Here is a 23,148-nt window from a genome sequence, read left to right as displayed (position 1 = left end):
GGTGGGGTTACGGGGCCGACGGGAGCGCGCTCAGGGCGGCGGTCGGCAGTGAGGCGGACGGCACCGCGGGGGTGGGGACAGCGGACTCGACCGGCGTGGTGGGCAGGTCGGGGAGATCCGTCACCGTCGGCAGTCCGGACACCGTGGGCACGCTGGGTATCCCCTGCACCTTCGGGACCGTCGGCACCGAAACCTGCGGCAGAGGCGGGACCGACAGCGGTACCACCTGCGTTCCGTCGCTGGGGGACCCGGCCGCCGGGGGAGTGGCCGAGGGGGCCGGTGACTGCCGGGCTCGGCTCGTGCCGGTGCTGTCGGTCCGCAGGGCCCCCGCGCCGGGAGCCACCGACGGATGCGGAGCCGTCGTGGTGCCGCCGCCCCCGTCCAGTGCGTACGGCAGCACGAACCCCGCCACCGCCAGCGTCGCCGCCGTCGACGCGACCGCCACGGCCTGTGCCTTGCCGCCGGCCTTGAGGCGCCCGCGGCCGAGCAGGAACAGCAGGAAGCCGAGGGTCGCGGTCAGGGAGTTGCGCAGCGTTCGGCGGGCCCGGGCGAGCAGGGACTCGACGGTGCGGTAGCTCAGTCCCATCTTCACGGCGACCTGGCCGACGTCCAGGTCCTCCGACTTCAGCCACAGCGCCTCTGCCTGCCGGGCGGGCAGCTCACCGCTGCGCATCGCAAGCCACTTCGCCTCCGCCCGGTCGCACACCGCCTCCTCCACCGGCACCGGACCGGGCGTGATCAACGTCGGGCTGACGCGGACCTCGGCCTCGCGGTTGACCTGCCGGTACCGGTCGACGCACAGCCGCATCGTCACCGTCGTCAGCCACGCACCGAGCCGCTCCTCGTCGAGATCGGGCCGCTCCGCCGCGCGCAGCATCGCCTCGTGCACGGCGTCCTCGGCGTCCTCCTGGCTCATCGACCTGCGCCGAGCCACCTTGAGCAACTGCTCGCGGTGGCTCCACATGCGCCGCCAACGCTCGTCGGCGGCATCCATCTCCGCAGGCATCTCCGTCGCCATGAGGGCTCCTTCGCGCTCACTCGCCGGTGTCCGGTCCGGCGGGTGGCGACATTACCGCCGGGTAGCCGCGGTTGTGGAGGGGGAGGAGGCCATCGAGTCCGCGCCGTTACTGGTCAGAGGCCGGTGCTGGGGAGCACGTCACCGACGGGGAGGCCGATGCTCGGGGTGGGTACGGGGGCGACCGGTTCCCCGGTACTCCCGCTCGCCGGGCGGGAGTTGGAGGGGCTCGGCGAGGCGGGGACGGACGGAGTCGGGGCCGGGGAAGGGGCGGTGCTCGGGCGAGGGGACGTTTTTTTCGGCTTCGAGGTCGGCTTCGGCCGCGAGGGCTCAGGGCGCGTCGAGGACCGTACCGCCGGATCCGCCGTACTCGTCGAACCGTCCGGCACCACCCGATGCCCCTCCAGGAAGTACGCATACCAGGCCCGCACCGTCCGCAGATACGCCGCCGAGTGGTTGTAGCCGAGGATCGCCCGGTCCAGCCCGGCGGCCTCGGACAGGTCCCGCCCGGCCGCGCACAGATACCGCCCCGCAGCGAGCGCCGCGTCGAAGACGTTGTCGGGGTCGGACCGCCCGTCGCCGTTCCCGTCCGCACCCCACCGCGCCCACGTCGACGGGATGAATTGCATCGGCCCCACCGCCCGGTCGTACACCGCGTCCCCGTCGTATGCACCACTGTCCGTGTCCCTTACGACGGCGAAGGCACCCCCGTCCAGTCGCGGACCCAGGATCGGCGTCACCGTCGTACCGTCGGAGGTCACCCGACCACCGCCCGCCTGCCCCGACTCCACCTGACCGATCGCGGCCAGCAACTGCCAGCGCAGCCTGCAGCCGGGCACGCCGAGGCCGAGCTCGGCCTCGGCGTGCCGATAGGCGGCGAAGACGCTGGCGGGCACCGCGCCGCCCGTCGCCGCCGATGCCGTACCCGTGCCCATGTGCCTGCGTGTGAGCGGCGGAAGATCCGTGCGGTACGGAGTGTCACCGGACACGCTCGGCCTGTGCTCCGCGGTCTCCCGAGCCGGCACGGCGGCCCGCCCGTCGGTCACCCCCGGCGCCTGCGACGCCGTCAGCACCGCCATCGCCGCCGCCGCGACCGCCGCACCCCTGACACTTCTGACCCTCTGCCCTGCCACGTCCCGATCCCCTCCCTATGAGCGGTGAGCTGCTCTCGAGTGCTCTACGGGGACGGGCGGCACGTCCGTCGCTGCGCTCAGGGCCTGCCTGGCGGATCAGCCTCCTCCGCAGTGCAGCTGCACGCTTCCCCACCCTCGGCTTCGCTCACGGGCAGCGTGCCTGGGGCAGCCGGGCCTGACCGACATCGGCGTCGGTGTCTCACCCCGGCTGGCCCGGCGCAACGTGCACGCCGAGACCGGCACATGCCGGGCGCCCGCCGGCTCACCCACGGCCGCCGCCGCTGGCGGCGAGCCCGGCGACGACGGCCAGGAGCCGTCCCGCGCGCCGGTGGACGAGCAGCACCATCACGGAGCCCGCGAGAAGGGTCAGCGCCATCGGAATCGGGCAGGCCAAGAAGGCGAGCACGGTCACCGCGGCGATCACGCTGATCACAACAGCCGCCTCGCCCGAACCGGGGCTGCCGGAGACGGGCTCGGCCACGACGGCCGAGGGAGCGCCGACGAATCTGGCGCAGGGCACCACGACGGACATGATGGGGCCTCACCGTCAATCGACACGACGGCTCGGCCGGATGCGAACACGTCCGGCGAAGTGCGAGGCGGATCGGCCGCAGGCCGTGAGCGCCGCATCGCGCTGTCGTCGATGGGGTCGAAGTCGTTTTTGACGATGCAGAGGGGTTTGGGCTGCTTGTTGTAGGCGAACAGAGCGATCATGTCCGGGTTCTCTTGGATCGACGCCTGCGCGAAGGGAGCGCCGTCCGGCACCTCCGACCTATCGCGCGCTCCGCAGACTCCCCTGGCGGCGGTCTCGTGCCACGGCGGCCCGCTCCCGCGCCGTGCGGACAGCCGCCGGCAGGCTCGCGATGTCGTAGGCGCCATGGTGGCGGCGGCCGTTGATGAAGAACGACCCTGACGTCGCCGTTGTAGGCGGTCGCGATGACGACCAGGGCCAGGAGGTCGTCGACGACGGCGATGGTCAGGATGAAGACCCGCAGCCCGGCTGGCACGCGGGCGCCGAACGTGGCGAGCATGCCGAGGTGAAGGCGGTGTCCGTCGACTTCGCTGCTCCCCAGCCGTGCGCCGATGGCCGGCCCGCGTTGAAGGCGAGGTAGATCGCGATCGGGACGAGCCTCCCGCTCATCCCGGCGGCTGGCGGGAGTGCGAGGCGCTTGCGTTCCCGCGGTTCGCCCATGTCGAACTCGCGGCGGGCCTCAAGGCCGACCACGAGGAAGAACACCGTCATGAGGCCGTTGTTGACGAGCTCGTGCAGCGTCAGTGACGCCCGGTAGGGGCCGGCCGGAACGACGACGTGTGCGCTCCAGAACGATTCGTGGTGCTCCGGCGCGGTGTTCGCCCCCATGAGGGCGGCGACAGCGGCCGCAAGGAGTAATCAGATTGTCCGACGGAAACGCCCGGGGGTGAGAGGGCCGGCCAAACGGTTGGAGGGCCAGCGACGGGAGCAGGGGCACGGTGGTCAGCCATGCCCCTGGCCGGGTCGGTGAGCGTTTCGAACCGCTTACCTGACGTCGACGAAGTCGCCTGGCGCCGTTGCGGCGGCGGTGGTGGTGGTGCCGGCGAAGACGTAGCGGTAGTAGCCGTCGACCGTGGCCTTGGTGGTGGTCTTCAGGACGCCGGTGCTGTCTGTCTTGACGGTCTTGAGCGTGGTGTAAGTGTTGCTGCCTTTCTTGCGGAACTGAAGCTTCGCGGGCTGGGACACGTAGCCCGCGTACTTGCCCGTCGACCAGTTCGCGCGGGCGAGCTTGCCCGTGACCGTGATGGTCTTGCCCTTCGTGACCGGCTCGGGCGTGGCGTTGGCGGTCAGCGTGGACGCCTTTTTGATGGCGGTGGTGGTGACGTCGTCGTTGTAGCTGGCGTTTGCGTACAGGTCCCAGGCGCCCAGGAATAGCTTCCAGGTCCCGGCCACTCCGTTGTCCTTCATGTCGGTGGCGGGGTGGATGTTGAAGACGGCCTTGCAGGTGTAGGTGCCCTGGGTCGCCGTCTCCGTGCAGTTGGGGTCGTCGTCCGTGCCCAGGCCGCCGGTGATGCCGTCCGTGGTCGAACTGTCGGTGCCCTGCCACAGGAAGGCCTCGGTGAGGGCGACACCGTTCTGGTCCGTAGCGGTGTAAGTGACGGTGACGGACTTCGTGCCGGTGGTGCCGAGGACGATGTCCTTGCCGCCGTTGATGACAGCCTGCGAGAACTTGGTGTTGCCCAACGAGTCCTGCCGTTGAACGGACTTCGAGGCGAAAGAACTGAGCTTCCCTGCCACACCCGTCCGCTCCGCTGCCTGGGCGGCCACCGGAAGAGCGAGCGCGGACAGAAGGGCGGCACCGGAAACTACGGCGGCCGCAACGCGTATACGCATGAATCCCCCACGGGAAAGTGAGAGGCCCGTCCAAGTCCCCCGCTTGGCCAGGCCTGTTGATCTCCGCATCATATGAACACAGTTCGGGGACAGTGGAGATCTTTCTACAAGAAGAGGTCGTTTTCACCTTTCGCGCAGCCGTATTTCCGCATTGTGCCCGCTGATGTGGCACCAGTGGGGTGGCCGCGGGGGCGGCCGGGGCGCTGGACGGCTGCCCTGCCACCGTCGCCGGCGGCGACCGAACCGTGTGTGGGACGCAAGTGCAGGGCAGCAGATCGGTGCGTACGCCTTCCCCCACGGATCAGGGGACTGACGGTCGCGCCCGACGGGCGGCTGGGCGCGGGCTCGGCTGCGATCGGCTGAAGGGATGATCTGGGCCCGACATGCCGTCATCGGGGAGTGGAGCCGGAAGGATGAGTGGGCCCGGGCCCGTACGATTACGATTCTGCCGAATTTGTCGCATACCTCACGGCTTTTTCGGTTTGGACTGCTTACTCGAAATCGGCGGTGTGCATGAAATCGATGTTCCGTAGTCGGTTGCGGCCCTGGGCCGCAACCTGCGCGACGCTCGTGACCCTGGCGGGCGTGGCCGTCACCGCTCCTGCGGCGCTGGCGGCCGTGCCGGCACGCACACTCGAAACGGGGCACGTCAGCGAACTCCCGCCCGCCGTCGAGGCGATCATGCACAAGCCCGGCTACGAGAGTGCGCAATGGGGCGTCTACGAGGTCGACCCCTCGGACGGGCACGTGATCCACTCACAGTTCGCGCGGCAGTCCTTCGTCCCCGGCTCGGACACCAAACTCGTCACCCTCTCGGCCGCTTGGCACAGCCTGGGCCCCGGCCACCGATTCACCACGCCCGTGTACGCGGCGGGCACGCGCCAGGGATCGACGCTGAAGGGGAACCTGGCCCTGGTCGCCCAGGGCGACCTGACGATGGGCGGGCGGACCAAGCCCGACGGTTCGGTGGACTACACCGACATCGACCACACGTCCGCCAACGACCTGCCCGGCGCCACGCTCACCCCGGAGAACCCGCTCGCCGGAGTGGACCGGATCGCACGGCAGGTGCGCAAGGCGGGCATCACCCGCGTCCAGGGCGACGTCGTCGTCGATCCCAGGATCTTCACGCCCCCGGAGCTGGACCCGCAGCCCACCCCACTGATCATCAACGACAACCTCATCGACCTGCTCACCACCCCCACCACCGCCGGGCACCCGGCCAAGCTGTTCTGGCGCCCGCAGGTCAAGCCGTACAGCGTCGACTTCAAGGTGAAGACGGTGGCCGCCGGAGGTACGACGAGCATCGGGGTCAAGGCCTCCCCGGATGGCACCAAGATCACCGTGTCCGGTCAGATCGCGGCCGGGACGCAGCCCGTCCTGAGGACCTCGCCCGTCCAGGATCCCAATGCCTTCGGCCGTACCGCGCTGATCGAGGCGCTCGGCCGGGCAGGCGTCACCGTCAGCGCCAGTCAGACAGGCCCCAACCCGGAGCGCAAACTGCCCGCCTCCTACGACCACGACTCGCGGGTGGCTGCCTATGTCTCCCCGCCCTACCGGCAGTACGCCAAGCTGATCCTGAAGGTCAGTCACAACCTCGGCGCCAACCTGGCCTTGTGCAACATGGCCGGGCTGCGGGGCAGCAAGGACTGCTTCGCCGGCGGATTCGGGGTCGAGCACGACTTCCTGACCCGGGTCGCGCACGTCGACCCGACGCAGTTCCAACTCGATGACGGACGCGGCGGTGACGCGACAGAGAAGGCCACCCCAGTCGGCCTCGCCCAGGTTCTCGCCTATTGGCTGCGCACTCCCGATGCGACCGCCTTCCGGCTTTCGCTGCCCATTCTGGGGGTCGATGGCTCGAACGCGAGCTCCTGCACTCACTGCCCGGCCAAGGGCAAGGTATTCGCCAAACCGGGAACCGTCATCGGCCTGGACCGGCTCAACGGCCGGTTCGCCGTGGCGGACCAGAGCCAGGCCGGCTACTTGCTGACCGACGACGGCCATGTGGTCATCTTCGTCGAACTGGTCAACTCCGCCACCGCACCCGACATCCAGGGCGTCATGCGTATCTTCGACGACACCAACCAGATCTCCGCACTGCTGCAGGAGGAGGCCTCGGCACACCTATGACGGCATGTGGCACCCGCTGCCAGCGCCGATGGTACGGAAACGCCCGGGATCGCGCCTGTTCGCCGGCCCCGGGCGTGCGCTCGCCCCACCGGACCCACTGGCTACCCGTGGCGTCCGGCACCGCCTGGTCCGCAAGCAGTGCGCTCGCGGCCGGTGCCCGTGCAGGTGTTATCAGGCGGCTGTGGCACAGGCGCACCACTCCAGACCCGGACCAAAAGCGGTTGCACCTGCCATGCGATTCGACGAGATTTATGTCAAGGTCCCCATCGCCGAGGGCTTACGCAGCGTGATCGCACCATGTGTGCGGCTCTGCTTCAGGTGCGTCACGACACGAGGGACGAGCGGTACGCCCGAATGGGCGCTCAATATCGCTGCGCCTTGGCCAGAACGGGCGTCAGTTTCGTCTCGGCAGGTTCCTTGCTGACGGCGATCGGCTGTTCCTTCTTGCCTGGGGCGAGATTTTCGGCGCCGACATAGCTGGTCTCGATCGTCTCGCCGGACGCGTCTCGGAAGTCGATCTGCACGGCGTAGGAAGCCGTATTGCTGGTCTTGTTCGTGATCGTGACGAGGACGGCGAGCAGGCCGCCGGTCTGAGCCCTTGGCATGCCCGTCATGCCGACCTCGGAGATGGCATTGCCTCGGCCTTCGACATTCTTCAGGGCCTGCTGTGCCGCCGTGCTCCTGCGTCGGGTCTCCGCATTCACCGATGCCTCGAACTCGGAAGCGCGGGCCGATGCGGAGGACGCCGCGGCGGACGCGGACGCCTGAGCCGAGCGAACCGCGGCAGAGGCGGAGGAGGCCAGAGCCGGTGGGGGAGTCCCGGAGAACGAGGCCCTGTTTGGTGTGCTGGGGCTGGACGTGGGCGAGGAAGAGGTGTCCTGGCCGCTGCCGGAACTGCAACCGACGAGTCCGGCGGCGAGAAGCAGGGCGCTGAGCCCGCCGAAGGCGATGCGGAGCCGGTGGTGTCCACGGGGGGCGAGAGGGGTGGCAGGCATGATGCCGTCCAGGATGTGAGGGGGCTTTGTCCTTCATCGTCAGGTTTGAGCCTCTGAGATGCGAGTCGGGAGAGAGCCCGCTGATGTCGACGATCCAGGTCCCCCAGGGTTGCCCCGGGGCTGGTGTTGAACCGGATCGATCGAGGTTCAGGCCGCGAGCGCGTCTTGACGTTGGGGTGGCCGGCCCGGAGCGGGCGCTCGGGGCTGTGCGCACGGCCGATCACGTGCTGAACGGGATGTCGCTTCCGTGGAGGTTCGCCTCATGCCTTGGTCGTCGTGCGAGGCTGCGGCCCCTTTTGCGTTCCCAGGCCAACTCCTTGAGGTAGGCCTGTGCGTCCACCTGGATCGTGTGCCGGGTGGAGGCCACGTAGCGGCGGGCCGTTCGGGTGCGATAACCGCGGATCTCGTCGAGCATCGCCTCCCGTCCGGGCAGCGCGCACCTGTTCTGCAGCAGGTCGGCTACCCAATGTGACTGGGCTTCTGCCAGCGGCATGATGGCTCCGAGGGGCTGGATCAGGCCGATGAAATACAGGCCGGGCTGATCGAGGGAGACGACCCGTCGATAGAGCGCCGGGTCGTTGTCGGTGAGGTTGATCAGCTGATCGCTCAGAAAGGGGAACGCGATGTCGTACCCCGTGCAGTAGATGATGGCGTCGATCTCCTCGGACGTCCCGTCCTCGAAGGACACTTGACTCGCGTCGGCGTGGGTGGGCGCGGGTTTCACCGTGATGTCACCGTGGCCCAGCCGGGACAACAAGTCGTCCGAAATCGTCGGATGAGCGGCCAGGACGCGATGGACCGGGGTCGGCAGGCCGTAGTCGGTGAGTCGGCCGCGGCTCAGCCACAGCAGGAGTTGCAGTCCCCGGTCCTGTACGGCGAGGGGCGCCCTGGACAGCCACGAGTGGGTCAGATGGTCCGTGGGGGTTCCGAACAGGAACTTCGGGAGAATGTGCGCCCCTCGACGCATGGCGAGGAAGGTCCGCCGTGAGACCCGAGAGGTCTCGACAGCGATGTCACAGGCCGAATTGCCGATACCCACCACCACTACGTTCCGGTCGGCATACGGCTCAGGCGTGCGGTAGTCGTGCGAATGGATCTGGGTGCCCTCGAAGTCCGAGGCCCCGGCGAGGCCCGGATGCGGCCAACGGGGCTTCCAGTGATGGCCGTTGGCCACAAGTACGGCGTCGTAGACGTCGGTCACGCGGTCGTCCGTGTCGCGATTGCGTGACGTCACGGCCCATCGGCCCGCCGAGGGCACCACCTCGACCACCTCGGTGCGGAAGCGGATGGACGGGCGCAGGCGGAAGTTGTCGACGAACTCGTCGAAGTAGCGGGCTATATGGGCGTGGCTCGGATAGACCGGGTACTCCTCCGACATGGGGAAGCTGGCGTACTCCATGATCTGCCGAGACGTGTTGATGTGGAGGGAACGGTAGGCGGACGATTGGCCGTTGTCGTTCATGTAACGCCAGTTGCCGCCCACCTCGGATCCCAGCTCGAAGCAGTCGTAGTCGATGCCCCGTTCCGCGAGGACTTGACAGGCGGTGATTCCGGAAGAACCGGCCCCGATCACGCACACCTTCTGCATGCCGACCTCCTTGTGACCAGCCGGTCACATTGCCGGCTGATCACAGGCTGGGTGGCTGACGGCATCCTGTCAATAGCTGTCTGAAGGATCGTCAATCTCCTTGCCTGTGCGCTGTATTGACATGTTCAGGATGCCGCATCCATCATGACCGGGCGGTCATGTGACCGTCTGGTCACACAGAGGGAGTGCCCATGCCCACCGACACCTGGACCCGGCTTTCCCCCGCTCGGCGCGAGCGCGTCCTGGTCGCGGCGATGGACCAGTTCGGCACGCACGGCTACTCCACCGGCAGCCTGAACGTCATCGCGCGCGAGGCCGGCGTCGCCAAGGGGTCGCTCTTCCAGTACTTCTCGGGAAAACTTGATCTCTTCGCCTACGTCGCCGAGCAGACGTCGCTGCGGATCTATGCGCACATGCGTCCCTGGCTCGACGGCTACGACGGATCGGTCGACTTCTCCACCCACCTCATCGACGCGCTCGAGGCGTGGCTCGACTACTTCGCCTGTCAACCGCTCGAGCGCGGAGTGACCGCGGCCACCAACATGGAGATGGATCCCACTGTCCGCGAAGCGGTCCGGGTACCGGTCAACGCCATCTACCTCGCGGGCCTTCGCCCCCTCCTGGAACGGGCAGTCGCCGCCGGGGACTTGCGCAAGGAAGCCGATCTGGACGCACTGCTGACCATGCTCCTTCTGCTCCTGCCCCACCTTGCCCTCGTCTCGCATGTTCCCGGACTCGACGGTCCGCTCGCCCTGACCGGAGTCCATCCCGAAGTGCGACGCGAGAATCTCTCACGGCTCATCACCCCGCTGCTTTCGGACTTCACGGCGAGGCACGAGTCATGAGACCCGTCGACTACGACGTCATCGTCGTCGGTTCGGGATTCGGTGGCAGTGTCAGCGCGCTACGCCTCACCGAGAAGGGCTATCGGGTGGGCGTCCTTGAAGCCGGGCGGCGCTTTACCGACTCCGCGTTGCCTCGAACGTCGTGGAACCTGCGGAACTACCTGTTCGCGCCGCGGCTCGGCTGCCTGGGCATTCTCCGCGCCTCCCTGCTCGGCGACCTTCTCGTGCTCACCGGTGCCGGGGTCGGCGGCGGCTCTCTCGGATACGCCAACACTCTCTATGAACCACCGGACGCCTTCTACCGCGGCTCCACGTGGGCGTCCATCGCTGACTGGCGTCAGGAGCTGGCCCCCTTCTTCGACCAGGCCCGCCGCATGCTCGGCGTCGCTCCCAACCCGGTGACCACCGCGGCCGACCTGCTGTTGAAGGACACAGCACAAGAACTCGGCTGTGCCGAGACCTTTCGCTCCGCCCCGGTCGGCGTCCACTTCGGTCCGGCCGGCGCGAGCGCCGGTACGGAGGTTCCCGACCCGTATTTCGGTGGCGCCGGCCCCAGCCGCAACTCCTGCCTCAACTGCGGCGCGTGCATGACCGGTTGCCGGCACAACGCGAAGAACACACTGCCCAAGAACTACCTCGCCCTGGCCGAAGGCGCGGGCGCCCGAGTCCTGGAACGCCGCACTGTCACGGACGTGAAGCGCAGGGACGACGTCTGGGCCGTCACATCGGTCCGTACCGGCGCCGTTCCAGGCAGGCGACGGCATACGCTCACAGCCCGGCACGTCATTTTCGCGGCCGGCGCGCTCGGTACCCAGCGCTTGTTGCACACGCTGAGGGACAACGGCACGCTACCCGACATCTCACCCCGCCTCGGACGTCTGACCCGGACCAACTCGGAGGCGATTCTCGGAGTCCGCGCCAGGGGACGGAGCACGGACTACTCGCGTGGCGTCGCCATCACCTCCTCGGTTCATCTGGACGAAACCACCCACGTCGAGCCGGTGCGCTACGGCCGAGGCAGCAACCTGCTCGCGCTGCTCGGCGCGACGCTCGTTGACCCGGTCCCCGGACGGTCCCGTCTCCTCTTGGGACTCGCCGCCATGGCGCGCAACGCCCGGCGCCTTCCCGCTCTGCACAATCCGCGGCGCTGGTCCCAGCAGTCCGTGGTCCTGCTGGTCATGCAGACAGCCGACAACTCGGTGACCACCTATCTGCGGCGTACCGCCGGCGGACGGCGCCGTCTGAGCAGCAAGCCCGGTGAGGGCGCACCCAACCCGACGTGGATCCCCGCGGGGCACCGTGCCGCCCGCACGGCCGCAGCACGGATCGGCGGCCAAGCCTGCGGCACCTGGGCAGACCTCTTCGACATCCCGACCACCGGCCACCTGATCGGCGGTTGCGCCATCGGTGAGAGCCCCCACACCGGCGTCGTCGACCCGTACCACCGGCTGCACGGCTACCCCGGACTGCACGTCATCGACGGTTCCACCCTCTCCGCCAACCTCGGCGTCAATCCCTCCCTCACCATCACCGCCTGCGCCGAGCGCGCGACCGCTCTGTGGCCCAACAAGGACGAGCTCGACCCCCGCCCCGCCCCCGGCATGCCGTACCGCCATGTTCCGCCCGTACCACCCCGTCGGCCAGCCGTTCCGGCCACCGCTCCGGGCGCCCTGCGCCTCCTGCCCCTCCTCGGAACGGACCCACGCGAATGACTCGCTACCCCGATGAGCCCTGGCACCTGGCCGGACAGATGTACCTGTCCCTCTGGCTCGTGCCCCGCGCGGAACTTCCCCGTGTCGTCCCCGGCACCACCCCGTTCACCGCCACCGGTCGCGGCCTGGTCGGCGCCGCATGGGTCGTCTACGAGAACAACAGCGTCCTGCACTACAACGAACTCCTCCGTGCCGTGCTGCTGCGGGACGGTCTGCGGCCCCGCGTCTGCATCACCGACATCTGGGTCGACAACGAAGCCTCTCTGGCCGGCGGGCGCGCCTTGTGGGGTATCCCCAAGGAGATGGCCGCCTTCGACATACGACGAGCGCAGGCCGCGTCGTTCGCCGCCAAGAGCGACGAAGGACCACTCGCGGCGGGCCGGTACATCGAGCGGAGGCGTCTGCCGGGACGATGGCCTCTGGCTTACAAACTCGCCCAGACCCTCAACGGCCAGATGAAGATCAGCCCGGCTCGCAGCAGCGCCGCCGTACGCCTGGCGCGCGCCGAGTGGCGGACACCCGACGACGGCAGGCTCGGGGCGCTCGGCCGCCGGGCCCCTCTGCTCAGTCTCACCCTGCGTGATTTCGCCCTGCGCTTCGGGGGCTGAGAGCACCCTCCCGTGCCGATGGCTGCCGGCCGCCTCAGACCGCCGAGCCGCCGGCACACCACCTGCCGTCCACATCCTCTGCTCAGGGGTCTACCGGTGTGCCTCGGCGGCACCAGCGTCGAGGCCACTCAAGGAGCACCCGCACACAGCGGAAGATCTCGCACCAGACATCACTGTTTCATTCCCACAGAAAAGGTGATCTCGTGTTGAGAAATACCCTGCGGTCCATAGCCGCGATGCTGCTCCTCGCGGCAGCCGCCTTCACCCTCGCACCGGCCGCGCATGCCGCGCAGCGGCCGACAGCCTCCGCACAAGCGGCGGACCCCTCCGGCCCTGGGGCCTACGCCGTCGCCTACACCGACGTGACGGTGTCGGCGTCCGGACGTTCCTACAGCGCGCGCGTCTGGTACCCCGGGACAACCGGCGGAGCCAACGCACCGGTCGCCGCCGGCGCGCATCCCGGCCTTGCCTTCGGGCACGGCTTCTTCCAGGGCATCACCCAGTACGAGAGCCTTCTCAAGCACTACGCCTCATGGGGCATCATCACCGTCGCCCCCAAGTCCCAGGGCGGCCTGTTCCCGAGCCATTCGGCATTCGCGGACGACCTGAACGCCGCACTCACCTGGCTCACCACGCAGAACAGCACCACCGGTGCACGATTCGCGGGCGCGGTGAACACCGGCCAATTGGCTGTCTCAGGACACTCGATGGGCGGAGGCGCGGCACTGCTCGCCGCGAGCCGGAACCCTGCCGTCAAGTCCGTCACCACTCTCGCGGCCGCTGAGACCAACCCCTCGGCCATCACCGCCTCAGGGGCACTGAAGATGCCCGTCCAGTACGTAGGAGGCAGCTCGGACACGATCGCCGGTGTCGCCGAGAATCAGCAGAAGATGTACGACGCCAAACCGTCCGCCACCCAACTGCGCGTCATCACCGGTGGATTCCACTGCGGCTTCGAAGACAGCTCCGGCTTCGGCTGCGACAGCGGAACCATCACCCGCGCCACCCAGCTGAAACTGACCTACGGCATCACCACGGCGTGGCTGCTCTACACCCTCGGCGTCGACTCCTCCCTGTACGACCAGGTGTGGGGTTCGGCGGCCCAGAACCTGTCCGGAGTGGTCTACTCCGCCAAACCCTGAGAACCCGGCGCGGTGGCTCGGTCGGCTGCATGACCGAGCCGTCTGACGACCGCGTCACCGTTTCCACTCCGACACCCTGAACACCCAAGGGCCGGCGGGCATCCGCGAGCAGTGCGTGGTTGCCCGCACGGTCGTCCAGCTCCAGGACACCGCGACCGCGGCCTCCGGCACGGTGCTCAGCGTCCCTGCGCCCGTCGGGGGAACGGCGGCCTGAACTACGGAGACACGGGATCCGAGAAGGAGGCCGAGGCGTTCGGGCAGATGATGTGGCGGAGATATCCAGGCGTAACTGATACGACCCCAGGACCGGCCGGACGACTCCCTGCCGCTCACGGGAAGATGAAACCGAGTCGGCCGGGGGAGCGCGAGCTCCCGCGGCCGACACCACGACCGTCGTGCCCAACCTCCTCCGCGAGGCCGATCCATGATCCGCCGTTATGACCAGCACCACCGAGAGACGCTCGGCGCTCAACTGCACCTGCCCCGGTCCGAAAGGGTCTGTCCTCTCTGCGGCCACGTCGCGATGCGCAACTACCACCATGAGTCATATGGCCGACCGACACCGGCATGGATCAACTACCTGTGGTGCGCCAATTGCCACGCCTACTCGTCGTCCTTCACCGCTGCCGAACGCAAAATGGTCGAGAGCGACCCGCTGCTCGCGGAATTCGGCGACCGAATCGGCGAGATCTTCGACAACCCCGAGCACCTGCTCAAGATCCTCGACGGCTACTGGAAGGCGGGAAAGCTCCCTCAGGTGATCTCCCGCCGCCCCCGCGCGAGCTGAGATTCTACGAGAAGTCCCAGAAAAGGGAGTATTACTGAGCCTTTTCCATCTTGATCACCTGGCGAGTTCGACGGTGACGATGGCCCGGACGATGGAGGTGATCCGGGTGGTGCTGCAGCGGAGTTTCCGCAGGACCCGCCAGCATTTGAGGGTGGCCATGGCACGTTCGCCGAGGCTGCGGATCTTTGTGTGATCCCGGTTGTGGCGCTGGCGCCAGCCACGCAGGTTCTTGCCCCGGATCGGAACGCGTATGGCCGGCCCGGCGCTCTGGTACGCCTTGTCTGCCCAGCACTTGACGTCGGCGGCGTAGAGAGCGGTGGGTATGCCGTGAGTTCGGGCCGCGGTCAGGTCGTGGGTGGCTCCCGGCAGCGCGTCCGAAGCCCAGATCAGGTGTCCGGCTGGATCTGCGATGACCTGCACGTTCATCCCGTGGTACTTCTTCTTCCCCGAGTAGTACGGGCGGTCGGCGGCAATGCGGTCGATGGGCAGCACGGTGCCGTCCAGGATCACGTACGCCTTCCGTACGGTCTCCATGGCCTGTTCGAGCGTGGGCGCGAGGGCGGCCAGGAGGTCGACCGCCTCGCGTATGTATCGGTAGACCGTCGCGATCCCGACGCGGAAACCGGCGGCCAGGCGGGCGTAGGTGTCTCCGCAGCGCAGGTGGGCGAGGGCGAGCAGGGCCTGACGGCCACAGGTCAGGCGGCGCCTGCGGGAGCCGATGCGGCGGCGGTGACCTGCGAGAAGGGCGGAGAGGTCTTGCAAGGTGCGGCTGGACAGATCGATGGTGGATGGGTAAGCAAGCACGACGACGCTCCTGGTCAGGCGAGTGATCTTGATTGTGAACTCGCCTGACCAGGAACTGCACGCCTTTGTGCGACCAGGGCTGCGTCTCACCTCACCGCGGCCGGTGCCTGGTTGGATGATGCGTATACCGATCAATCCTCGTTGGGCCGCCACAGCCAGCGCAGAGCGTCCGGCAGCAGGACCCCGCCGTGGTTGGGGCTGTGTCCGCCGTCTCCCAGGACGAGACGGAAGTCGTAGCCTGCTTCAGCGAGAGCGGCTGCCACGCGCAGGTTTTCGGCGAGCCAGTTCCACTGAGGCTCATTCCAGTGCAGGTCGCGGTGGCCACCTTGCATGAAGATGCGCAGTGGCTTGCGGGGGGCGCGGGAGATGAGGTGGGGGTAGGGATTGCCGTCCGGCATCTGCGCGAAGCTGGACAGGTATCCGATGACGCTGCGGAACTTGTCCGGACGCAGCCACGCGGCGGTAAAGGCGCAGTTGCCGCCGCTGCTCCCCCCGCAGATTCCCCACTGTTCGGGCGACTGGGCGATGGCATAGCGCTCTGCGACCTGCGGGATGATCTCGGTGAGGAGGAAGGTGACGTACTGGTCGTCGAAGGCGTCGTACTCGTTGTTGCGGTTCTTGGGATTCTCCGCATCGGGGAAGACGCCAGGATCGACGAACACGCCGATGGTGGCAGGGATGTCGCCGCGGTGAATGAGGTTGTCCAGGACGATCGCGCCGCGTACCTCCCCTATTGGGTCCAGGTACCACCATCCGTCCTGGAACACCATCAAGGATGCCGGTTCTGCTGGGTCGTACTGTGCAGGCACATGTACCCAGAACTTCCGGAAGGTTCCCGGGTAGACCTCGCTGTCCCTCCACTCGAACTCGAGTGTCTCGCCAGCGGGCACGCCTGGTTGGAGAGCGGAATCGGGTCCGTGGATGTAGCGCACGTCGGACTGGTCGATCGGGAGTGGCTGGTAGGGCATCTCCATGGTCACGGGGAGCAACCGTAGGGTTATCAACCCCCTTGGCCGCAAGGCAATTTCGTCCAGACGCTCGACCTCGCAGCTTCAGCGCGAGGTTGGAAAAGACTCACTGGCTCTAACAAAAGGCATCGAGGTGTCGAGAGCGAAGATGATACCGAAGAAGGTGGCGTCCTTTGGGACGGGAGCCCGATCGGATCGCCCCATTCACCGCCGCCTGCGCGGTCAGTGTGTCACGTCGCGCGGACAGCTCAAGCCAATGCCGTGACTCTGTTGGTGATCTCAGCTGGTCAGGTTCAGCGCGACCTCGGAATCGGCGGCAAGCCACCGCAGGAAGGCTCGGCGCTCGGGCAGATAGCACCAGCTGCTGCTGAACAAACTGCGCTTGAAGAGGCCGTCCTCGCGGACTCGGCCACCGAGTGGGAGGAGGACGGCAGGTGGGTGTCGGACGGGCCGGCCATGCTCCTGGACCCTAGCGAAGCGGGCTCTGAACTCGACATCGAGCAACCCGGCAGCGGGATGCCTGATCAGGCGCCGGTCCCGCTGCCCGCCGGCCGCTGGAGGGTCCGGGCCACCCACACCAAGGCTGACGAGGAAAACTGGGGCTGGCCTGGTCCAGCTCCTGCCCACCGAGTCGTGAACGGGCAATTGTTTCGACGCGGGCGGTCACGCGCGGCGTGCAAGATTGTGCTGATGGGCAATGCCGAGCATCGCGTGCTGGACGCCTTCGCCTTTCAGCCGGCAGTCCCGGAGAGTCTTCCACATCTTCATCCGTGCGAAAGCGTGCTCGACACGAGCACGGACACGGCGGTGAGAGGCGTCGTGCTGCTGCTTACATGCCGCAAGCTCCCGGCCAGGAGACGCCGGCCGGGGGTGAGCAGTCCGGTGCCGCGACAGCCGCCGTCAGCGATGCCTGCCGGCGGGTTGGCTCTACGGGCTGCGCCGGTGCAACTTCGCATGGCGAAAGGTGCGTTGCTGTTCGGCACGCTGGTGTTGCTCGCGGTCGGCTCACCGTGGGGGCTTGGGCGGGTTGTGGTGCTGACCGGCGCCACGATCCCACCTCTCCTCGTGCTCTTCTCCGTATTGACCGAGTTGCCCGTACAGCGGGCCGTCCTGACCCAGGCGTTTTCCTGGCTGGGCTCCGCGAGCGCGGCGGGCTCGGCCGTCGCGGAGGCCGTCTGCGGCTGGTCGATCGACTCGCTCGGAGCGCGCGGCGGATTGACGCTCACCGCCGCGGCCGCCGCGGCGATGACTTTCCAGAGCCTCGCCGGTCTACATCTGCTGAGCGCACCCGAGCGGCAGTTGACAGCCGTGGAGGCGACGCGAGACTGACGCCGTGCGTGAGCGGTGTCCCGCTGCGGCGGGCGTCGCCCACGGATCGTCGTAAGAATGGGCAGGGCACGTCTTGGCATCGGGACGGCCACTGCCGCCGCATTGCCGAGACGGTCTGACGAAGGCCGACCGGCGACAACGAAGAGGGGTTGCCAGCCATGTCACTCGCCCGCGTCCACAACTTCTCCGTCTCGCTCGACGGCTTCGCCACCGGTGAGGGGCAGAGCCTTGACGCGCCGTTCGGCCACGCCGGCCAACGGCTGCACGAGTGGATGTTCACCACCCGGTTCTGGCACGACATGGTCGGGAAGCCCGGCGGGACCGCTGGCCTCGACGACGCATTCGCGCGCCAGTTCGCTCCCGGGATCGGCGCCGAGATCATGGGCGCCGGGAAGTTCGGCCATCCCGGATGGCACGAGGACCCGGAGTGGAAGGGGTGGTGGGGGCCCAATCCGCCGTTCCACACGCCCACCTTCGTCCTCACCCACCACGCGCGTGCGTCGATCGAGATGGAGGGCGGCACGACCTTCCACTTCCTCGACACCGGTCCCGCCAAGGCGCTGGAGACGGCACGCGAGGCCGCCGGCGGCCAGGACGTGCGCATCGGTGGCGGTCCCACCGTGATCCGTGCCTTTCTCGCCGCCCGGCTCATCGACCACATGCACGTCGTGGTCGTGCCGATCCTGCTCGGCCGGGGCGTCCGCCTCTGGGACGGGCTTGAGGACCTCGACAAGGACTACCGGATCGAGTCCGCCTCCTCACCGAGCGGGGTCACGCATGTGACGTTCACCCGAGCGGGCCTCTGACTGCCCGCCTGTCCGGCTGTCCGGCGTCTCAGGCACCGCGAGCGTCCCTTGCACGCACCACGCCAGGTCATGCCCGCGGCCGTGACGGTCCGGCCTGCTCCCACCGGTACCGCGCGCGTCGCATGTCCACCCGCCCCCCGCGCATCGGCGTGCCCTCCGCGAGCAGCAACCCAGGCGCCCGGCCCCCATGGCAGGTCGCGGGGCTGCCGTCGGCGCGGACCACGCGCCACCATGGCACGCCCTCACCGAGCAGGCTCATCGCCCGCCCCACCTGCCGCGCACCGGCGCCGATGCGCTGCCCGACGTCTCCGTAGGAGGCGACCCTGCCGGCGGGAATGGCCGCCACCGCCTCGCGGATCTCTCCGACGATGTCCATGCCCACCTGCTTCAGCAGGGCGCTGGATAGGTGATGCGCCCGTTCTCGACGTGAGCGCACTCGTTCAAGGACGCCGGGTTCGTCACCGTGGCCGACATGATGTGCGCGACCTCCGCCTCGGCCACGATCAGTGCGTCGGTGATGAGCCGACGGTGGCACCGCCACGGCACGGCCTCGCTGCACATGATGACCGGTCGGCCGTGTTCGGCCAGGCCGAGCAACTCGTCCAGGCCCTGCCGGAACTCGCCGGTCATCATGTAGTCGGCGTAGTCCCGGAACGCCTTCACCCGCCACGCGCCGTTGACGCTCTCGACGCCCTTGGGGGTGTGCCGCCGCCCTCCCAGGGCTCGGATCCACCGGTACTCGATGTTCCGAGGGAGTCCGTCGATGATCGCCTCCTGGTTCCACTGGGGGAACGTGCGCGAGGAGGGGTAGGAGCGGACGTCGACGAGATGGGTGATGTCGTTGGCGCGCAGCATTGTCAGCACCTCGTCGAAGGTACGGGTCGAATGCCCGACCGTGCAGACACGGCTCGCCATCCTGGCCTTCCTTTCCACCCCGGCAGGGCTTCTCTCGCCGCCGTGGCGCAGTCAACGTCCGGCCGTGGCCTCGGGTACCCGGTCCGGGGGAGCGAGAACCACGCGGCAGCGGCCTGGACGGGGTGCCGGCAGCGCCCGCCCGGGTGACTACCCGCCGCCTTCGAGCAGGCCCGCACCAGCGGGAAGCGGCCACTGCCCGGATCGAAAACAGCTTGCGACCTCGAACTCGGAGGGAAGCCGTCGCCGGCGAAGCCAGGAGACCGGCCCGGGGCTGAGGGAAGACCCTGTCATGCGCGGAGGCGCGCTGCCGCTCGGCGCCGATAAGCGCGTTGGTATGAAGCCGATGCCGAAGGCCGGTCCGTCCAGCCCGGACAGTGACACGGAGGCCGCGTGCTCATGACATGAGATCAGGTACCATCTCTGGTCAGAAGGTCTGGACGCACGGGGGTGTTCGGCCGTTCAGTCAGGGGGCGGGGAGCATGTCCGGTGCGGGCTCGGGCGGCTACAGGATCGACGCGAGCGGCATGGACGGCGAGGCCGGAAAGCTCGACCAGGCAGGCAACGACGTCGGCGCCATACGCAAGGCCGTGGAAGACCACATGTGCTACACACCGGACGCTCTCGGCGGCTCCGACTCCGGCCCCGCGTACGACAACTTCGCCGCCGCCTGGCAGGCCGAGGCGAAGACGCTGGAAGCCGCGCTGCACGAACTCGCGGACAAGGTCGGCATCTCCCAGCGCAAATACCAGGGCGCCGACCACGACACCATCGTCGCGCTGCACTCCGCGGGCGCGAACGACGGCCTGAGGACCATGCCCGCACCCGCCGCGGCCCATCCGGGGACGACCACGGGCCCTACCCCGGGCGCGCCTCCGCCGAGCCTTGCCGACTTCGACTGACTGACCGGCACACGCCGTACAGATCGACACAACGGCACACGCAACACAGATCGACATGCCGGACACTTCGCGCACCCGGCCGACGTGTGTGCTTCCACCTGACACCTGACACCTGACACCTGACACCTGACACCTGACTCTGGGCAAGGACGAGCAAGGACAGCGGGGCTCTCACCACATGGCTGACGCAGGCGAATCCACCACCGACCGCAAGGAAGAGATCGACCGTTACACGGGAGACCTCGCGACGGCCGACAGCAAGAACGAGGTCCTGGAGGCCATCGGCAACCTCCTCGGTGTCTCCGCGCCGGTCGGCTCCCCGAGCACCCTGGACGCCATCGCCCAGCGCTACAAGAGCCAGGCCGACAACGCCACGGACGTACAGCACCGGGTCGAGAAGGTCGCCTCGTCAGGGCTGCCATCGGTGTGGGTGGGCAGCACCGGCGCCAAGGCGGCCGAGGTGGTGGCGGCGGCCGGCCGTTCCGCCGAGCAGATGGCCGAGGCGTTCCGTAAGGCGTCCAAGGCCCTCTACGACCTCTCTGACGCGCTCACCTCCGCCCAGTCCAAGGACGACGACGGCCGTGAGCAGCTTCGCAAGGCCCGCACGATGCTCGGTGGCGATGACGGTTTCTTCGACGACATGGTGGAGACGGACGACGAGGAAGCCGACCGCAAGCGGGCCCAGGACATCGCGGGAACGGGGGCCAACTTCCTTTACGCCGCCGCGCAGGAGGCGGACGACGCGGCGCGGACGGCGGCCCGGGAGCTGAACAAGTACGCGGCCGAGGCTCGTGCCGGGCACATGCACACCGACAACATCTCCGCCGCCGACCGCCTCGTCCTCGCCGACGTCGGCGTGTTCGGGGGCCCGCAGGAGGAGAACGAACTCCTCACCGCGGGCGACCTCGAACGTTCCGGCCGTTTCATGGAGAAGATGAACGCGCGGGACCAGGCCCGCTTCGAGCAGATGCTCGCGGATGCCAAGACACCGCAGGAGCGGGCGTATCTGGTCAAGGCGCTGGCCGCGGGCTACGACGTGGACGAGGTCGGCGAGTTCCGCGACAAGATCCACGGCAAGGACCCGTACTGGCTTCAGCAGCACCTCAGTCCGATCGTCACAGCCGGCGACGGCAAGGTGGACGAGGGGCGCAATCCGGACGGGTCGAACCGCAACACCGACTACCAGTGGTTCGGCGACGAGAAGTGGTCCCAGGAGGGCAACACCTGTGTGCCGTCGAGCACCGTGACCGCCCGCGCCATGGTCGATCCCCTCTACGCACTGGAGTTGACCGGCGGACCGTCCGGACAGGAGAACGACCCCGACGCCTTCCGCCACCGTCTCCACGACGAACAGCTGCGCCTGCACGAGGAAGGCGACGGCGACTACCTGCACTGGTGGTCCGACGTTCCGGATGGAATGGACAGCGACGGGCAGAACGAGATCGCCAACGACGAGATCAGCCCGCATACCGGCAGCAAGTACGAGTACGAGCAGGTTCGCGGTGCGGACGAGCGCCGTGACGTACTGCCGGACATCGAGAAGTCCGTCGCCGAGGGAAAACCAGTCCCCTTCGAAGTGGAGGGGCACGAGAAGGACGGCAGCCGGGTCGGACACCAGATGATGGTGATCGGCCAGGAGGGCGACATGTTGGAGATCTACAACCCGTGGGGCCAGACGACCTGGGTGAGCGAGGACGACTTCGTCAACGGTCACATGGACAAGGCCTCTGACTCCCGCATGCCCGACGCGTACGCCGTCCACCTGCCCGCCGACCGATAAGTGAGCGTCATGACCAGTGCCCTGCGCCGACTCGCCCTTCCCGCTCTGCTGATGACCCTGCTCGCGGGCTGCGGCAGCACCGGGCCGGACACCTACGAGCTGGGTGAGAAGCACATACAGGTGGATGCGGGGGAGGAGTTCAGGCTGTCCGTTCCGGTCGACACCGCGATGGGGGAGTGGTGGTATCTGACATCGCCGGAGCCCGACCCTGACGTCGTCCGGAAGACGGGCAAACAGGAGGAGGTCATGGCCGACGACGACGCCGTCGGCAGCGGGAGCGGAACGGACTCCTTCGGCTTCAAGGCCGTCGGTTCGGGCACGACGAAGATCCGGCTCATCCAGTGCCCGCGCGGCGCCTGCGCCGGCGGCGATGCCGGCGGTCCCGTCACCCCGTCCCCCGTCCCCAGCGGCAGCCCCACCCCTCAGAAGAAGTACCGAGCCACCATCCACACCTTCACCGTCACCGTGAGGAAGCCATGACCTCCGCGTCGCAGACCCCGCCCCCCGGCCGGACCGACGACGAGCTGGCGCAGTCGGACATCCCGGCGATGCTGCGCTACGGCCTCTCCTTCGCCGGCCCGCACCGCACCGCCCTGTTCGGCGACGGCGCGGTGGGCGCCGCCGTCCTGCTGGACCGGCTCGGCATCCAGCCGCGGGCGGTGGCCTTCCTCGCCAAGGTGGTACGCAGCGGGGGTGTCCGGTATGCAGCCGGGCTGCGCGAGCCGGTGCCGGGCGACGATGCGGCGTCCATGGTGCGTACGTGGCTGGAGTCCGCGGCCACCGCCGCCGACGGGGTCGACGGCGACGAGCAGGCCGCCCGCTGGCTGGAGGCCGTCGCCGAACTGCTCGGCCTCCGGCACGTCTACCGCTCTCGGACAGCCGGGGAGTGAGCGGCCGGCTCCGCGGCCGTCCAAGCCGACACCTCAGCGAGACCGACAGCAAGCTCCGGTTGTCCAGCACCTTGCTCGTCTCGCGTGTCGGGGCGGTGGCGGCCTAGAGGGAGGCCGCGGGGTCGTCCAGACGCACGAGGCGACGGTAGACCGAGAGCGAGACGTGAGCCGTGCACTGAGTGCACGTGAGCTCCCCCAGCAGTCTGTGGGCGCCGGTGTCGCGGGCCAGGAGCCGACTCGTCATGCGGATCGATGCGCCCAGTCTGCCGGCACGGGCCGCCGCGAGGGAAGGCCCTCGGCCGCCAACCAGTCGGACAGCTGGGCGTCCAGGCCGGGAGGACCGTCGCGGCGCCACGCACCGGCGCGTCCAAGAGGCCGAAGCCGCCGGGGTGACCGCCGATCTCGGCGAGTACCCGCTGCACGGTCTCGGCGGG

Annotated in this window: 22 protein-coding genes and 3 pseudogenes; 13 read left to right on the top strand and 12 right to left on the bottom strand. The window is 68.5% G+C overall.

The window, feature by feature from the left end; all coding sequences use genetic code 11:
* Window positions 1-7 precede the first annotated feature (7 nt).
* The 5 genes and pseudogenes from LN251_RS28385 to LN251_RS28365 all read right to left on the bottom strand — a co-directional run bounded on the left by LN251_RS28385 (window position 8) and on the right by LN251_RS28365 (window position 4,513).
* On the bottom strand, window positions 8-1,018 hold the full coding sequence (locus LN251_RS28385; RefSeq protein ID WP_458247033.1) for an RNA polymerase sigma factor: 1,011 nt from the start codon (window positions 1,016-1,018) through the stop codon (window positions 8-10).
* 113 nt (window positions 1,019-1,131) lie between these two features.
* Window positions 1,132-2,148 (bottom strand): lytic transglycosylase domain-containing protein, encoded by a 1,017-nt coding sequence (locus tag LN251_RS28380; RefSeq protein ID WP_458247032.1) that lies wholly within the window; start codon window positions 2,146-2,148, stop codon window positions 1,132-1,134.
* 262 nt (window positions 2,149-2,410) lie between these two features.
* The gene (locus LN251_RS28375; protein ID WP_458247031.1) at window positions 2,411-2,680 is read right to left on the bottom strand and encodes a hypothetical protein; all 270 of its coding nucleotides are present in this window, start codon (window positions 2,678-2,680) and stop codon (window positions 2,411-2,413) included.
* A gap of 178 nt (window positions 2,681-2,858) precedes the next feature.
* A pseudogene (locus LN251_RS28370) lies at window positions 2,859-3,508 on the bottom strand (Na+/H+ antiporter NhaA).
* A gap of 156 nt (window positions 3,509-3,664) precedes the next feature.
* Entirely contained in the window at window positions 3,665-4,513 is an 849-nt protein-coding gene (locus LN251_RS28365) for a hypothetical protein (protein ID WP_458247030.1), read from the bottom strand.
* Between the two features lie 585 nt (window positions 4,514-5,098).
* On the opposite strand from LN251_RS28365, the gene dacB reads away from it, so the two are divergent.
* On the top strand, window positions 5,099-6,646 hold the full coding sequence (gene dacB / locus LN251_RS28360) for a D-alanyl-D-alanine carboxypeptidase/D-alanyl-D-alanine endopeptidase (protein ID WP_458247029.1): 1,548 nt from the start codon (window positions 5,099-5,101) through the stop codon (window positions 6,644-6,646).
* Window positions 6,647-7,008: 362 nt separating this feature from the next.
* Here dacB and LN251_RS28355 read toward each other — a convergent pair whose 3' ends face one another.
* On the bottom strand, window positions 7,009-7,641 hold the full coding sequence (locus tag LN251_RS28355; protein ID WP_458247028.1) for a hypothetical protein: 633 nt from the start codon (window positions 7,639-7,641) through the stop codon (window positions 7,009-7,011).
* A gap of 220 nt (window positions 7,642-7,861) precedes the next feature.
* A complete protein-coding gene (locus LN251_RS28350) occupies window positions 7,862-9,229 on the bottom strand; it encodes a flavin-containing monooxygenase (RefSeq protein WP_458247027.1) in 1,368 nt (455 codons plus the stop codon).
* Window positions 9,230-9,420: 191 nt separating this feature from the next.
* Here LN251_RS28350 and LN251_RS28345 point away from each other — a divergent pair, with 191 nt between their 5' ends.
* The 5 genes from LN251_RS28345 (at window position 9,421) to LN251_RS28325 (ending at window position 14,323) form a co-directional block, all read left to right on the top strand.
* Window positions 9,421-10,074, top strand: coding sequence for a TetR/AcrR family transcriptional regulator (locus tag LN251_RS28345; protein WP_458247026.1), 654 nt, complete (start codon window positions 9,421-9,423; stop codon window positions 10,072-10,074).
* A complete protein-coding gene (locus LN251_RS28340) occupies window positions 10,071-11,786 on the top strand; it encodes an FAD-dependent oxidoreductase (RefSeq protein WP_458247025.1) in 1,716 nt (571 codons plus the stop codon). Before LN251_RS28345 ends, LN251_RS28340 begins: the two co-directional genes overlap by 4 nt.
* On the top strand, window positions 11,783-12,394 hold the full coding sequence (locus LN251_RS28335; protein ID WP_458247024.1) for an acetoacetate decarboxylase family protein: 612 nt from the start codon (window positions 11,783-11,785) through the stop codon (window positions 12,392-12,394). The genes LN251_RS28340 and LN251_RS28335 overlap by 4 nt, the downstream gene beginning before the upstream one ends.
* 203 nt (window positions 12,395-12,597) lie before the next feature.
* Window positions 12,598-13,536 carry an alpha/beta hydrolase family protein gene (locus tag LN251_RS28330; RefSeq protein ID WP_458247023.1) on the top strand — a complete coding sequence of 313 codons (939 nt, stop codon included), beginning with the start codon at window positions 12,598-12,600 and terminating at the stop codon, window positions 13,534-13,536.
* Window positions 13,537-13,960: 424 nt separating this feature from the next.
* Complete coding sequence (locus LN251_RS28325; RefSeq protein WP_458247022.1) at window positions 13,961-14,323, top strand: hypothetical protein; 363 nt, start codon at window positions 13,961-13,963, stop codon at window positions 14,321-14,323.
* Between the two features lie 54 nt (window positions 14,324-14,377).
* Here the strand turns inward: LN251_RS28325 and LN251_RS28320 are convergent, their stop codons facing one another.
* Both LN251_RS28320 and LN251_RS28315 read right to left on the bottom strand, forming a co-directional pair.
* The gene (locus LN251_RS28320) at window positions 14,378-15,127 is read right to left on the bottom strand and encodes a transposase family protein (protein ID WP_458247021.1); all 750 of its coding nucleotides are present in this window, start codon (window positions 15,125-15,127) and stop codon (window positions 14,378-14,380) included.
* A 131-nt stretch (window positions 15,128-15,258) separates the two neighbouring features.
* The gene (locus LN251_RS28315) at window positions 15,259-16,101 is read right to left on the bottom strand and encodes an alpha/beta hydrolase (protein ID WP_458248176.1); all 843 of its coding nucleotides are present in this window, start codon (window positions 16,099-16,101) and stop codon (window positions 15,259-15,261) included.
* Between the two features lie 219 nt (window positions 16,102-16,320).
* Between LN251_RS28315 and LN251_RS28310 the strand changes: the two are divergent.
* Window positions 16,321-16,629 (top strand): annotated as a pseudogene (locus LN251_RS28310) (Imm21 family immunity protein); the annotation flags it as partial.
* 129 nt (window positions 16,630-16,758) lie between these two features.
* Here the strand turns inward: LN251_RS28310 and LN251_RS28305 are convergent.
* Window positions 16,759-17,039: pseudogene (locus LN251_RS28305) on the bottom strand (transposase family protein); the annotation flags it as partial.
* 25 nt (window positions 17,040-17,064) lie between these two features.
* Between LN251_RS28305 and LN251_RS28300 the strand changes: the two are divergent.
* Both LN251_RS28300 and LN251_RS28295 read left to right on the top strand, forming a co-directional pair.
* Entirely contained in the window at window positions 17,065-17,424 is a 360-nt protein-coding gene (locus LN251_RS28300) for a hypothetical protein (RefSeq protein WP_458247020.1), read from the top strand.
* A gap of 158 nt (window positions 17,425-17,582) precedes the next feature.
* Complete coding sequence (locus LN251_RS28295) at window positions 17,583-18,230, top strand: dihydrofolate reductase family protein (RefSeq protein WP_458247019.1); 648 nt, start codon at window positions 17,583-17,585, stop codon at window positions 18,228-18,230.
* A 67-nt stretch (window positions 18,231-18,297) separates the two neighbouring features.
* On the opposite strand, the gene LN251_RS28290 is transcribed toward LN251_RS28295, so the two are convergent.
* Window positions 18,298-18,606, bottom strand: a complete 309-nt coding sequence (locus LN251_RS28290) for an MGMT family protein (protein ID WP_458247018.1) — start codon at window positions 18,604-18,606, stop codon at window positions 18,298-18,300.
* Window positions 18,607-18,617: 11 nt separating this feature from the next.
* Window positions 18,618-19,145, bottom strand: coding sequence for a DUF488 domain-containing protein (locus LN251_RS28285; RefSeq protein ID WP_458247017.1), 528 nt, complete (start codon window positions 19,143-19,145; stop codon window positions 18,618-18,620).
* A 479-nt stretch (window positions 19,146-19,624) separates the two neighbouring features.
* Here LN251_RS28285 and LN251_RS28280 point away from each other — a divergent pair, with 479 nt between their 5' ends.
* The 4 genes from LN251_RS28280 to LN251_RS28265 all read left to right on the top strand — a co-directional run bounded on the left by LN251_RS28280 (window position 19,625) and on the right by LN251_RS28265 (window position 22,714).
* Window positions 19,625-20,044, top strand: coding sequence for a hypothetical protein (locus tag LN251_RS28280; protein WP_458247016.1), 420 nt, complete (start codon window positions 19,625-19,627; stop codon window positions 20,042-20,044).
* A gap of 178 nt (window positions 20,045-20,222) precedes the next feature.
* Entirely contained in the window at window positions 20,223-21,824 is a 1,602-nt protein-coding gene (locus LN251_RS28275; RefSeq protein WP_458247015.1) for a peptidoglycan-binding protein, read from the top strand.
* A gap of 9 nt (window positions 21,825-21,833) precedes the next feature.
* Entirely contained in the window at window positions 21,834-22,304 is a 471-nt protein-coding gene (locus LN251_RS28270; protein WP_458247014.1) for a protease inhibitor I42 family protein, read from the top strand.
* On the top strand, window positions 22,301-22,714 hold the full coding sequence (locus tag LN251_RS28265) for a hypothetical protein (RefSeq protein WP_458247013.1): 414 nt from the start codon (window positions 22,301-22,303) through the stop codon (window positions 22,712-22,714). Before LN251_RS28270 ends, LN251_RS28265 begins: the two co-directional genes overlap by 4 nt.
* Window positions 22,715-23,148: the final 434 nt, after the last annotated feature.

The sequence above is a fragment of the Streptomyces sp. MAI_2237 genome (assembly GCF_054189285.1).
This window is presented reverse-complemented; position numbering and strand designations above follow the sequence as displayed.

Bases quoted from the DNA above. Each gene is read 5' to 3' on its own strand.
- LN251_RS28385 (WP_458247033.1), bottom strand. From the start codon at position 1,018: ATGGCGACGGAGATGCCTGCGGAGATGGATGCCGCCGACGAGCGTTGG.
- LN251_RS28375 (WP_458247031.1), bottom strand. From the start codon at position 2,680: ATGTCCGTCGTGGTGCCCTGCGCCAGATTCGTCGGCGCTCCCTCGGCC.
- LN251_RS28365 (WP_458247030.1), bottom strand. From the start codon at position 4,513: ATGCGTATACGCGTTGCGGCCGCCGTAGTTTCCGGTGCCGCCCTTCTG.
- LN251_RS28355 (WP_458247028.1), bottom strand. From the start codon at position 7,641: ATGCCTGCCACCCCTCTCGCCCCCCGTGGACACCACCGGCTCCGCATC.
- LN251_RS28350 (WP_458247027.1), bottom strand. From the start codon at position 9,229: ATGCAGAAGGTGTGCGTGATCGGGGCCGGTTCTTCCGGAATCACCGCC.
- LN251_RS28345 (WP_458247026.1), top strand. From the start codon at position 9,421: ATGCCCACCGACACCTGGACCCGGCTTTCCCCCGCTCGGCGCGAGCGC.
- LN251_RS28340 (WP_458247025.1), top strand. From the start codon at position 10,071: ATGAGACCCGTCGACTACGACGTCATCGTCGTCGGTTCGGGATTCGGT.
- LN251_RS28335 (WP_458247024.1), top strand. From the start codon at position 11,783: ATGACTCGCTACCCCGATGAGCCCTGGCACCTGGCCGGACAGATGTAC.
- LN251_RS28325 (WP_458247022.1), top strand. From the start codon at position 13,961: ATGATCCGCCGTTATGACCAGCACCACCGAGAGACGCTCGGCGCTCAA.
- LN251_RS28315 (WP_458248176.1), bottom strand. From the start codon at position 16,101: ATGGAGATGCCCTACCAGCCACTCCCGATCGACCAGTCCGACGTGCGC.
- LN251_RS28295 (WP_458247019.1), top strand. From the start codon at position 17,583: ATGTCACTCGCCCGCGTCCACAACTTCTCCGTCTCGCTCGACGGCTTC.
- LN251_RS28290 (WP_458247018.1), bottom strand. From the start codon at position 18,606: ATGGACATCGTCGGAGAGATCCGCGAGGCGGTGGCGGCCATTCCCGCC.
- LN251_RS28285 (WP_458247017.1), bottom strand. From the start codon at position 19,145: ATGGCGAGCCGTGTCTGCACGGTCGGGCATTCGACCCGTACCTTCGAC.
- LN251_RS28280 (WP_458247016.1), top strand. From the start codon at position 19,625: ATGTCCGGTGCGGGCTCGGGCGGCTACAGGATCGACGCGAGCGGCATG.
- LN251_RS28275 (WP_458247015.1), top strand. From the start codon at position 20,223: ATGGCTGACGCAGGCGAATCCACCACCGACCGCAAGGAAGAGATCGAC.
- LN251_RS28270 (WP_458247014.1), top strand. From the start codon at position 21,834: ATGACCAGTGCCCTGCGCCGACTCGCCCTTCCCGCTCTGCTGATGACC.
- LN251_RS28265 (WP_458247013.1), top strand. From the start codon at position 22,301: ATGACCTCCGCGTCGCAGACCCCGCCCCCCGGCCGGACCGACGACGAG.